Source organism: Allobosea sp. RCC_152_1, from assembly GCF_041360765.1.
GTDB lineage: Bacteria > Pseudomonadota > Alphaproteobacteria > Rhizobiales > Beijerinckiaceae > Allobosea > Allobosea spartocytisi.
Genome location: NZ_JBFUPU010000016.1, coordinates 1 through 11,048, shown reverse-complemented (window position 1 = coordinate 11,048; position 11,048 = coordinate 1). Strand labels below are relative to the sequence as shown.

General features: G+C 62.0%; 10 protein-coding genes. 2 read left to right on the top strand and 8 right to left on the bottom strand.

What is annotated here, in order from left to right; genetic code table 11:
• Positions 1-103 precede the first annotated feature (103 nt).
• Positions 104-1,081 carry a Bug family tripartite tricarboxylate transporter substrate binding protein gene (locus tag AB6806_RS28840; protein WP_142023509.1) on the bottom strand — a complete coding sequence of 326 codons (978 nt, stop codon included), beginning with the start codon at positions 1,079-1,081 and terminating at the stop codon, positions 104-106.
• 35 nt (positions 1,082-1,116) lie between these two features.
• On the bottom strand, positions 1,117-2,259 hold the full coding sequence (locus tag AB6806_RS28835) for a mandelate racemase/muconate lactonizing enzyme family protein (protein WP_142023508.1): 1,143 nt from the start codon (positions 2,257-2,259) through the stop codon (positions 1,117-1,119).
• Positions 2,260-2,353: 94 nt separating this feature from the next.
• Between AB6806_RS28835 and AB6806_RS28830 the strand changes: the two genes are divergently transcribed.
• Positions 2,354-3,283 (top strand): LysR family transcriptional regulator, encoded by a 930-nt coding sequence (locus tag AB6806_RS28830; RefSeq protein ID WP_142023507.1) that lies wholly within the window; start codon positions 2,354-2,356, stop codon positions 3,281-3,283.
• Between the two features lie 27 nt (positions 3,284-3,310).
• Here the strand turns inward: AB6806_RS28830 and AB6806_RS28825 are convergent, their stop codons facing one another.
• From AB6806_RS28825 to AB6806_RS28805, 5 genes are all read right to left on the bottom strand, one after another.
• On the bottom strand, positions 3,311-4,969 hold the full coding sequence (locus tag AB6806_RS28825) for an MFS transporter (RefSeq protein WP_142023506.1): 1,659 nt from the start codon (positions 4,967-4,969) through the stop codon (positions 3,311-3,313).
• Positions 4,970-5,066: 97 nt separating this feature from the next.
• Complete coding sequence (locus AB6806_RS28820; RefSeq protein WP_142023505.1) at positions 5,067-6,257, bottom strand: acetyl-CoA C-acyltransferase; 1,191 nt, start codon at positions 6,255-6,257, stop codon at positions 5,067-5,069.
• Positions 6,258-6,285: 28 nt separating this feature from the next.
• Complete coding sequence (locus tag AB6806_RS28815) at positions 6,286-7,056, bottom strand: SDR family NAD(P)-dependent oxidoreductase (protein WP_142023504.1); 771 nt, start codon at positions 7,054-7,056, stop codon at positions 6,286-6,288.
• Positions 7,057-7,084: 28 nt separating this feature from the next.
• Complete coding sequence (locus AB6806_RS28810; protein ID WP_142023510.1) at positions 7,085-7,747, bottom strand: nitroreductase; 663 nt, start codon at positions 7,745-7,747, stop codon at positions 7,085-7,087.
• Positions 7,748-7,831: 84 nt separating this feature from the next.
• On the bottom strand, positions 7,832-9,493 hold the full coding sequence (locus tag AB6806_RS28805) for an AMP-binding protein (protein ID WP_370956361.1): 1,662 nt from the start codon (positions 9,491-9,493) through the stop codon (positions 7,832-7,834).
• Between the two features lie 377 nt (positions 9,494-9,870).
• Between AB6806_RS28805 and AB6806_RS28800 the strand changes: the two genes are divergently transcribed.
• Positions 9,871-10,524, top strand: coding sequence for a TetR/AcrR family transcriptional regulator (locus AB6806_RS28800; RefSeq protein ID WP_142023502.1), 654 nt, complete (start codon positions 9,871-9,873; stop codon positions 10,522-10,524).
• On the opposite strand, the gene AB6806_RS28795 is transcribed toward AB6806_RS28800, so the two are convergent.
• Complete coding sequence (locus AB6806_RS28795) at positions 10,508-10,939, bottom strand: helix-turn-helix domain-containing protein (RefSeq protein ID WP_142023501.1); 432 nt, start codon at positions 10,937-10,939, stop codon at positions 10,508-10,510. The genes AB6806_RS28800 and AB6806_RS28795 overlap by 17 nt on opposite strands.
• Between the last annotated feature and the right edge of the window lie 109 nt (positions 10,940-11,048).

Below are 11,048 nucleotides of genomic sequence, written 5' to 3'. Positions count from 1 at the left end.
GGGCATGGCGGCATCTTCCAGCATCACGACGCCTTCCTGAGGAAGGCCAAGGCCTTCCTGGCCGCCTGAACGCCAGCGCTGCACCGACGATTCTCTTTGCCTCTTATTCCAGCGAAACCCCACTGGACCTCACAACCTCGCCCCATTTTTTGATCTCGGCGCCGATAAAGCTGGCGTAGTCCCGGGGGCTGCCACCCCCCGCGAGATACCCTCCAGCCTCAAAGCGCTTTTTCATCTTCTCCTCTCGCAGAAAGTCGTTTGCGAGAGCATTGAGCTTTGTGACGATCGGCTCTGGGGTGCCGGCCGGAGCGGACAGCCCGAACCAGCCCTGCGCTTCAAAGCCCGGGAAGCCGCTCTCGGCAACTGTAGGAGCGTCAGGGTACAGGGCGCTTCTCTTGGCGCTCGTCACGGCCAGGACGCGCAATTTGCCATCTGTCACGTGGCCGAAGGGAATATCGACGTTCACAATTCCAACTTGAACGTGCCCCCCGAGCACGTCGGTCACGAGAGGCGCCGCTCCGCGGTACGGAACGTGTCGGACCTTAACTTTCGCAACTCCTTCGAGCATCGCTAACGAGAGATGCCCCGACGAACCCACGCCGGGGCTCGCAAAGGAGAGCCCGTCTCCAGCTTCCTGCGCTCTGCGAAGTAGGTCGGCGAGCGTTTTGATCTCGGAGCTGCTCGGCACAATGATCGCGTTCGGCGTGGAAGCCAGTAGGCAGATATGCGCAAAATCCTTGGTGGAGTCGTAGGACATCCGCGCATACAGCGAATGGTTCATCGCGTTCTGGCCGTTGCCGGATACCAGGATCGTGTAGCCGTCATTGGGGGCCTTCGCGACGGCTGCGGCCGCAACGTTCCCGTTCGCGCCCGGCCGATTTTCTACGACGACCGCTTGCTTCAGGGTCTCGGCGTAGCGCTCTGCGAAAAGGCGGGCGACGACGTCCGTGCTTCCGCCGGCTGGAAACGGGACCACGAAGGTGATCGTGCGGCTGGGCCAATCCGCCGCGAGACCCCGGCCTGCGGATATCGTCAGGACTGCCGTGAGGCCAGCGGCGAAATCGCGTCTCGAAATCATCATTCGACCCTCCCCGATCCTTTTTGTTGCCGCGCCGCTTAGCTGCAGCGCCAGATCTCTCGCCGCCAGGGCTCCAATTGCTCTTCCTTGAAAACGAGCCCCGTTCCCGGAGCATCGGGCACGCTCAGCATGCCGTCGGCGTTTGGTTTGATTTCGCCCTGGAGGTGGAGCAGCGGATTGCTGGAGACATCGACCTCGACATAAGGGTACGCCGCCGGACCGCCGCCGCGCTTGCTCGGCAAGAGTGCGGCAACCTGCAGCGCTGCCTGGTGATTGACGATGGTGCCGAACACATGCGGCATAACAGGCAGATCAAACGCGGCAGCGAGTGCGGCGATTCTCAGAAAGCCGGTGTAGCCGCCACACACAGTGAGATCCGGCTGGAGGATCGATAGTGTATTGGCTACCAGGAAGTCGCGGAATGCCGCGGCACTGGCCAAGGCCTCGCCCCCCGCGACCGCGATTGGCGCCGATCTGGCAACGGCCGCGTAGCCAGGGATGTCTTCGGGCTCGACGGGCTCCTCGATCCAAAGCAGACCTGCTTCCGCCATTTCGCGCGCAGAAGCGATGGCCGCCTGAGCGGTATAGGCCTGATTGATATCGACCATCAGGCCGATCTCCGGCCCGACCTGCTTTCGCATGGCCGCAGCCATCTTGCCGTCAGCGCGCGGGGAGACACCGGCTCTTGGCTTCATGGCGCGGTACCCCATCTCAAGGCAGCGATCGGCCTCCGCCGAATAATGACCGTAAGGGTCCGCAGCCTCGGTGATGAAGGGGCCGCTTCCATACGCGAAGACACGGTCGCGCAGCGAACCGCCCAGCAATGCCGATACGCTCAAGCCACGTTCGCGAGCAGCGAGGTCGCATAAGGCCATGTCGACGGCCGAGATCGCCATCATGCCCGGGCCGCGTCTGTCGTAGCCGAGCGTTCCGATCATTCGCTCCCAGATCGCGCGAAACCTTGCCGGCGACTGGCCCAGGACGAGCGGCGCCAATCGAGCGCTGACGAGCGCGGCCGCGGCGTCTGGCGATGAGAAGACCTCTCCCCACCCGCTTTCACCGGTGTCCGCGATGAGCTCCAACAAGAGAAACTCGCGCCGCCGGATCATTGTCCGCGCATTGCCGATCGGCGGCGAGGGTTCGAAACCGACATGGTGCCCGCGGATCTCGACAACTTTCATGTGCTTTCCATCAAGCCTGGGACACCGGTGAAGCTTGACCCGGCTAGCTCATGCGCTCCAATACAATGACAACCTGATTTCATGCGGCTGGGTTATGATGCTCGATGTTCGAGAGTTGCTCGTGCTGCGAACGGTCATCGAGAAGGGCACGGTCACGGCGGCTGCCTCGGCGCTGAATGTTTCGCAGCCAGCGGTGAGCCGAACGCTCCAACAGATCGAGCAGCGGCTGGGGATCGCACTGTTTCACCGGGAGAAGCAGCGCGTCTTTCCGACGCGTGAGGCCGAGATGCTTTACGGCGAAATCATGCAGGCTGTCTCGGCGGTCGAGGCGGTCAGCCGCCGAGCCAAAGACATCAAGGAGGGGCGTTCGGGAGCCTTGCGGATTGCGTCAATCGCAGCCTTCGCAAACTCGATCCTGCCGCGCGCCGTCGCCAGGTTGCAAAGCCGAAAGCCGGAAGTCGAGGTTGTCATCGAAACCCTGACCGCTCGCGAAGTAGCCCAGCGCGTTGCCAACTTTCGAAGCGAGATCGGGCTTCTGATCGAGACAGCCGCCGTGTCCGGGATCCTCATCGAGGATTTGTGCACGTCGCAATTTGGGTGCGTCATGCCGAGGGGGCATCGTCTCGCTGGTCGTGACACGGTCTCGATCGATGACATCGCAGCTGAGCGGATGATTTGCCTCAACCGGAGCTTGCCTTTAGGCGCGCTCGCGCACCGGCTCTTCGCCGAGCAGGATCGCCTGTTGCGACCTGCGGCGGAGGTTACCCAGTCGAGCGTTGCTTGTGCCTTGGTCGAGGCACAGGCAGGCATCGCCTTGCTGGACAGGCTGAGTATTCTCTACAGCCCGACAAGCCACGCTCTCAAATTTGTTCCCTTGCGCCCTGAAGAGCGCATTGTCGGACGGCTCGTCCTGGCTGCGGGCGCTCAGCCGACCGCCGCCTCACGGGAGTTCTGTATCGAACTGCGCCATCTTGTCGAGGAGATCGCCGATCCGAGTGGGAGCGCGCGCGTTCGCTCGGGCTAACGCGCGCGCTCGCAGACAATGCCTTCGTTACGCGCGGGACAGATCGACCTTATAGGTCTCGCGTGCGAAAATCAGGCTAAGCACAAAGCATGCTGCCGCAATACCGGCCGGATAATAGAGACCGGAGTAAATGTTGCCCGTGGCCGCCACAATCGTGAAGGCGGTCGCCGGCAAGAACCCGCCGAACCAAGCCGCACTCATATGGTACGGAAACGACATCGCAGTGTAGCGGATCCGCGAGGGAAACATCTCCATCAGCGAGGTCGTCGTCGGCGCAAACGTCATTGCGCCAAATGTCAGCAGGAGCGAGAGCAGCAGCACAATCACCGGTGCGTTGATATCTCCGGCAGCGGCATTGCCGAGAGGATATAGTTTTTCGGTCAGCGTCGCTGCCAATTCCTTGTCGAAACGCGCCTTCTGTGCGGCGGCGTCGGAGGCATCGCCCAGATAACCAATGATGGTTTTGTCACCGACCCGGACCTGAGCAACGCCTGCATCGCCCGATTTGACGGTCGAGTAGTTCAGTCCCAGCTTCGCCAGGGAGTCGCTCACCACGTCGCACGACGAAGTAAACTTCGACGTTCCCAGCGGATTGAACTGGAGCGAGCAGTCGTTGCTATTGGCTACGATCGAGATCGGGTGATTCTGCTGCGCGCGCTCCAGCGCCGGATTGCCGAAGTGGGTGAGGCCCTGAAAAATCGGGACCGTAAGCGCTGCCGCTAGCAGGTAACCCGCCAGGTAGACGGGCTTTCGGCCGAAACGATCCGAAAGGCTTCCGAAGACGACGTATAGCGGGACTGTGATCACCGTCGCGACGATCAACAAGGTGTTGGCGGTCAGCGCTTCGATTCGAAGGACTTTGGTCAGGAAGAACAGGGAATAGAACTGTCCCGTATACCAAATTACGGCCTGGGCTGGCAGGATGCACAGCGCGCCGATGATGATGTAACGCGCGTTTTTCCAGCTGCCGAAGGCCTCGGCGAGAGGCGCCTTGGATGCCTTGCCTTCGGCCTTCATGCGCTTGAACTCAGGAGATTCGTCCAGCTTCAGCCGGATCCACAAGGAAACGCCGAGGAGCGCGATCGAGACCAAGAAGGGGACGCGCCAGCCCCAGTTGGTGAAGGCGTCGGCGCCGATCGACAGTCGCAGGGGAATAATAACGGCGACAGCGAGCAAGAAGCCCAGCGCAGCCGTCAGAATGACGTAAGCCGTCCAGGCGGCGCGCCTCCCCGACGGCGCGTGCTCGGCCACGTAGATCATGGCGCCGCCGAACTCACCGCCAAGCGCCAGGCCCTGCAACATGCGCATCGAGATGAACAGGATGGGCGCCGCCATGCCTATCGTGGCATAGGCTGGGAGAAGGCCGATGACGAAGGTCGAAAGACCCATCAGCAGGATTGTGATGAGGAAGGTGTATTTCCGACCCACCATGTCGCCAAGGCGGCCGAAAACAAGAGCTCCGAACGGGCGCAGCATGAAGCCCGCGGCAAAGCCGAGTAGCGTGAAAATGAACCCTGCGGTCGGGTTGACACCAGAGAAGAACGCTTTCGCGATCTCGGAAGCCAGGAGACCGATCAGAAAGAAATCATAGAACTCAAACACCGTTCCAAGAGACGCGGCGACGATAACTCGCCTATCTCTCGCAGATATTTTTTGATTTTCCGCTACTGCTTCCAATGTAGTCACGCGATTTCCTCCCAGAATTAAGGTGTGTCGACGCCAATTTCTGTATGACGCTCTTTGATTTTGCTTTTCGTCTACCGCTTCCGCGGCCTTGCGGCCCCTAATGGCAAATCTCGATGGCGATCGCCGTGGCTTCGCCGCCGCCGATGCAGACCGAGGCGATACCGCGGGTCAGCTTCGCCTCCTGCAGGGCAGATAGAAGGGTGACTATGATCCGTGCGCCGGAAGCGCCGATGGGATGTCCAAGAGCACAGGCGCCGCCGTTGACGTTCACGCGCTCCGCCTGCAATCCGAGCTCGCGCATGGCGGCCATTGGCACGACCGCGAAAGCCTCATTGATCTCGAAAAGGTCGACGTCGTCGATGCGCCAACCGACTTTCTCCATGAGAGTGCGTGTGGCCTGTATTGGCGCGGTCGGGAAGCGATTGGGTGCGTCGCCATGGGTCGCGTGTCCTGCGATCGCGGCCAGCGGCGTAAGCCCGCGCCTTTCCGCCTCGGACCGACGCATGAGGACCAATGCAGCCGCGCCGTCCGAAATCGAGGAGGAATTGGCAGCGGTGACAGTGCCTCCGGGGCGAAATGCCGGGCGCAATGTGGGAATCTTCTCGATGCGAGCCTTCCCAGGCTGTTCATCGACCGAGACGACCTGCGGGCCAGCCTGCTTCTGCGCCACGGTGATCGGGGCGATTTCAGCGGCGAAGCGACCCTCGTTTATCGCCGATTGGGCGCGCGACAGCGATCGGATCGCATATTCATCCTGAAGCTCGCGGCTGAACTGAAACTCTTCGGCACACTGCTCGGCGAAGACGCCCATCAGACTGCCCTTCTCATAGGCGTCTTCGAGGCCATCCATGAACATGTGATCGACGATCCGTCCGTGCCCCATGCGATAGCCGGAGCGCGCGCGATCGAGCAGATAGGGAGCATTGCTCATGCTCTCCATCCCACCGGCGACAGCGACGTCTACGCTTCCCGCCACCAGCAGGTCGGTCGCCAGCATGGCTGCCTTCATGCCGGACCCGCACATCTTGTTCACCGTCGTCGCGCCTGCGCCGACCGGGATGCTTGCCCCTATGGCGGCTTGGCGAGCGGGAGCCTGACCTTGCCCAGCTGTCAGCACACAGCCGAAGATCGTCTCCTCGACGCAATCTGGCCCGAGCCCGGATCGGGTGACCGCGGCGGCAATGGCATGCGCGCCGAGTTCGGCTGCACTAACGTTACTGAGGCAGCCCTGGAAGGCGCCCATCGGCGTCCTGGCGGCACCGACGATGACGATCGGATCTTTGGACATCGAACCCGCTTTCGCTTGGAGGGACGGACTACCGAGGCGCCATGCGCAGTGCTCCGTCGAGGCGGATGACCTCGCCGTTGAGCATTGGGTTTTCACAGATGTGCGCGACCAGGGCTGCGTATTCGCTCGGCCGGCCAAGACGTTTGGGAAACGGTACGGTTGCTCCCAGCGCAGCCTGGACCGGTTCCGGAATCGCGGCCATCATCGGCGTCTGGAAGATGCCGGGGGCAATCGTCACCACCCTGATTCCGAATTGCGCGAGCTCTCGGGCCGCTGGAAGCGTAAGCGCTGCCACCGCTCCCTTCGAGGCGGCGTAGGCAGCCTGTCCGATCTGCCCATCGAACGCAGCGATGGACGCGGTGTTGATGATGACTCCGCGCTCTCCGTCAGCCCCGGCCGGCTCATTCTTCGCTATCGCCTCTGCGGCGAGGCGCAGCATATTGAAGGTGCCGACGACGTTGATCTCGACCGCCCGAGCGAAACTCTCCAGGCGATGAGGACCACTCTTCGAGAGGATCCGCTCTCCCGGCGCGACGCCGGCGCAATTCACAAGCCCATTCAGCCGTCCGAACCTCGCCAGCGTTTCGCTCACCGCGTTGGCGGCGTCTTCAATTTTCGTGACGTCGGTGCGAACGAACTTCGCGTTGGCTCCAAGGTCTCTTGCCACGGCCTCGCCAGCCTCGGCGTTTACATCAACCGCAACGACCTGAGCGCCTCTGGCAACAAGCGCGCGCGCCACCGTCTCTCCGAGACCGGAGCTCGCGCCGGTTACGAGAAAAACGGCACCATCAATGGTCATGATAAAGCCTCCTGGAGAGCCGGTGCCGTCACTCGTGGAACCGGGTGAACTGGGCGACGTCGACGCGCTCGCTGATCAGGGAGTTCTCGGGAGCGCTCGGATCGGACTTGCCGATGGCCATTCCGGACAGCACGACATGGGTGTCGGGAATGCCGAGCTGCTCGTGGACGACGCGCCCGTACTCACACCAGGCTTGCTGCGGGCACGTCTCCAGGCCGAATGCGCGGGCCAGCACCATGACGTTCTGCATGAACATGCCGCAGTCGAGCCACGAGCCGTGGAGCAGGCTCTTCTCCATGGTGAAGAACAGGCCCATGGGAGCGCCGAAGAACTCGAAGTTCCGGAGCATCGCCCGTTTCCGGCTCTCGTAGTCGGTGCGCTCGATGCCGTAGAGACGATACAAGGCGTATCCGACCTCTCGGCGACGCGAGAGATAGGGTTCCGGTAGCGGCACAGGTGCGTAGGCATACTCGTCGGATCGATCGCCAGCTTCGGCGGCTGCGATCACCGCGCGCGACAGGCGATCGCGAGTCTCGCCAACGACGACATGCACGTGCCAGGGCTGGAAATTGGTTCCCGAAGGCGCTCTGGCCGCAGCAGCCAAGATCCTGGCGATGGTCTCCTGAGAAACGGGCTCAGGAAGAAACCGACGAATCGATCGACGTCCTTCGACGGCCTCGAGGACTGACAGCCGGGTCTCGCACGCCTCCGCTGGGTGAGGTGTGTCCGTCTCCGGTTGCGAACGAACGGCAAGTCGGTTCTCCAGCACGCCCGTTCACTCCGCGGCAGTGGCCAGTTGAGCTCGGCGTTCCTGCCGCAGGACGAACCGTTGGATTTTGCCGCTCGCCGTCTTTGGCAGCGTATCGACGTAGTGAATGGCTCGCGGATATGCATGCGCCGCGTACTTCACCTTGACCCAGCTCTGGATATTCCTGGTCAGCTCGGGGGACGGCGTCTCGCCGCTCTTGAGGACAACATAGGCCTCTAGGACCTCCCCGCGCGTCGGATCCGGCACGGCAATGACGGCGCATTCGGTCACCGCCGGATGGGTCACGATGACGGACTCGATTTCGAAGGGCCCGATCCGATAGCCGGCCATAATGATCACGTCGTCGTCGCGCGACGAAAAGAAGTAGTACCCGTCCTCGTCTCGCCGACCGGCATCGCCGGTCAGGTACCAGCGCCCATTTCCGGCGAACTTTTCGGCGCTCTTCTTGGGGTCGTTCAGATAGCCACTGAACCAGGCGAGGGGACTGTCCTTCAGCTCGATTGCGACGCGGCCGAGTTCGCCGATCTCGGCGGGCTCGCCATCGCGCTCCTTCAAGACGAGAGCGGACCAACCGGGCAGCGGTATGCCCATCGATCCGGGCTTGAGGTCGCAGGCGAGATCGGGATGGTGATGGTTGTTGAGCAGCATGCCCGCCTCGGTCTGACCGAAGTGGTCATGGACGGGTACGCCCAAGACGCCGCTGGCCCATTCATTGACCTCAGGGGTAAGGGGCTCGCCGGCGCTGGAAGCGCAACGCAGCTGGGTGATCGACGGTACGCTGCCGGTGTAAGCGCGAAGCGATCGATAGACCGTCGGCGCCGCCGTGAAGTTCGTGACACCGAACCTGGCCAGCACTCCGAAGGTGGTGGCGGGGTCGAAATTTGCCTGCAACAGCAGGCTGGGCACTCCGGTCGTGAACGACCCGAGGATGCCGAAATACAGCCCATAGGCCCAACCAGGATCCGCAGCGCACCAGTAGAGATCGTCGCTTGTGAGCCCTAGCCCGTATTCGGCGTATACTTGGAAACCGGCCAGGGCCCTGGCTGGCACGGCGACGCCCTTGGGCGTGCCTGTCGTGCCTGAAGTGAAGATCTGGACGATCGGAGCATCACCACCCAGCGCTGCCGCTTTGAAACCCGGGCGTGAAGCTTCGAGAACCTGCCAGAACTGAAGCGCTCCCTCCGGGGCGATTTCCACCGGCGCTGTCGTGATGATCTTCCACGGAGATGGAGAGGGAATATCCTCACCGGGCGCCAGCTTCGCCTGCTGCGACTCGTCGCAAACCACGAATTTTGCTTCACTGCCCTTGAGCCTGAACGCGATGGCCGGCGGGGCGAAGGCGGTGAAAATCGGTACGTGAACGGCGCCGAGCCTCCAGATTCCCATGAGCGTGACGAGGTATTCGACGCTCTTGCCCATCAGCGTCGCCACGCGGTCCCCGGGCCGGACACCAAGGTCGTGGAGTGAGGCGGCGAACTGCTCGGAGCGCCGGCGCAAATCCCCGTAAGTCAAATCGAAAGACGTGAGATCGCCCGAGATGACCTTGTACGCGATAGCGTCGCTCGGCCTGCTGTCACAAAGCTGCGCCGCCACGCTCAAATCAGGTGCGCTGTAAAGCTCGACGAGTTCCTTCACGCGCACGAGCGCTGACGCGTAATTGACTGCCATCTCGGACACTCCCGGTGATCTTCATTTTTGTTGAAGCGCCCAATCGACGGAGCGTGGGCGATCGCGCGCGTCGGCAGCCTCCCGACCGGGAAGCCCCATCCTGACGTCGATTCAAACCGATGAAATGATAATCATGATTCTCTCCCAAATTCACAGCTTTCAGCCGCATTCCGCATTTTTGCGGTCTTTATGTTCACTCGATTGCAAATCAGTAGAATCTTAATTCTACATTTGTCAAGCACCTACCTCGCTTGCCGCCACCCAAGATCGCTTTTTTGCCGAGAGGTTGGCTTATGCAGGAAACTGCCGGTAGAAACGCGGGTGTAGCGGCTCCTGAGGGCAGGGACTTCGATGCTGAACCGAGCGACGACTCCGGGATGAGTCTTCCGAACCAGGCCGGACGAAAACGCCGGAGCGGGCCTGCCGCCAACGAGAAGCGCCTCGCCATCCTGCGTGCCGCTCGCGAGCTCGTGACCAGGGTGGGCTTCAGAGAGGCCCAGATGAATGCGGTGGCCGAGGAGGCTGGCGTCGCCCTCGCGACGCTCTATCGAAACTTTTCGTCGAAGGCCGAGCTCATGGTCGAGGTCGTCGGCATCGTGTCCCAACGCGAGGTGGACGCCGCAGCCGGAATGACCGTGAGCGATGGATCAGCTGCCGAGCGTCTTTGGGCCGCGGCGTGGATCTTCGCGAGCCGCGCGCTGAGGGGGTACCGTCTCGCGCATGCCTTGGTGGCGGAGCCTGTTGAACCAGAGATCGAAACTGCGCGCCTAACCTATCGCCGCAAGCTGGCGCGCGTCTTCGAGACGGTGATTGACCAGGGCATTCGGGCAGAGGAGTTTCCCGCGCAAGATGCTCAGGCATCGGCAGCATGCATCGTAGGATCGCTTTTCGAAGGCCTAGTCGGCCCTTTGGCGCTCGATGGCAGCCGAACTGATGCTGACCGCGAAGCCCACGCGAAATCCATCGTCGCATTCTGTCTTCGTGGCGTTGGCCATTCCGGCACGTTGCCCGAGGTCATGGGCCAGGTTTGAAGCTTGGGAAACCGGGGCGCGAGCGCATCTCAGCCGATTGCCCCGTCGTACCGCGCAATCGCTCGCGATAGATCGCGTACTGGACTGCCGCCTGCGTGCGGGAGCGCAATCCTAATCGTCTCAGAATTTCCTGCTGCTGCGCTTTGATGGTCGCTTCGGAGGAACCTCGGAACCAGGCGATTTCCTTGTTGAGATAACCTCGCGCTGTCAGCGACAGGATATCGCGATGTGCTTTGCTCAAGCTCGACAGGCGTTCAGCAAAGCCGGCTTCAAGATAATCGGCGTGCAGATCCGAGTTGAATTCCGCGGTGTCACCATTGATCGGCCGACCGGAAGCACCCCAAGTTGCGGCACAGGGCATTCTAGGGACTTCCGCAAGCGGAACTCTCAGAATTCGAACAAGATGCTCGCCCATGGGCTCCTCGCGAGGATTTCATGCGCCTCACACGAATTCCATGATCACGGCATCGACAGCGAGCGAGTCGCCCTCCTTCGCCAGGATCTTGGCGATGGTGGCGTCCTTT

Coding starts and splice junctions, on each gene's coding strand:
- AB6806_RS28840 (WP_142023509.1), bottom strand. CDS start 1,081: ATGATGATTTCGAGACGCGATTTCGCCGCTGGCCTCACGGCAGTCCTG.
- AB6806_RS28805 (WP_370956361.1), bottom strand. CDS start 9,493: ATGGCAGTCAATTACGCGTCAGCGCTCGTGCGCGTGAAGGAACTCGTC.
- AB6806_RS28820 (WP_142023505.1), bottom strand. CDS start 6,257: ATGTCCAAAGATCCGATCGTCATCGTCGGTGCCGCCAGGACGCCGATG.
- AB6806_RS28800 (WP_142023502.1), top strand. CDS start 9,871: ATGAGTCTTCCGAACCAGGCCGGACGAAAACGCCGGAGCGGGCCTGCC.
- AB6806_RS28795 (WP_142023501.1), bottom strand. CDS start 10,939: ATGGGCGAGCATCTTGTTCGAATTCTGAGAGTTCCGCTTGCGGAAGTC.
- AB6806_RS28815 (WP_142023504.1), bottom strand. CDS start 7,056: ATGACCATTGATGGTGCCGTTTTTCTCGTAACCGGCGCGAGCTCCGGT.
- AB6806_RS28830 (WP_142023507.1), top strand. CDS start 2,354: ATGATGCTCGATGTTCGAGAGTTGCTCGTGCTGCGAACGGTCATCGAG.
- AB6806_RS28835 (WP_142023508.1), bottom strand. CDS start 2,259: ATGAAAGTTGTCGAGATCCGCGGGCACCATGTCGGTTTCGAACCCTCG.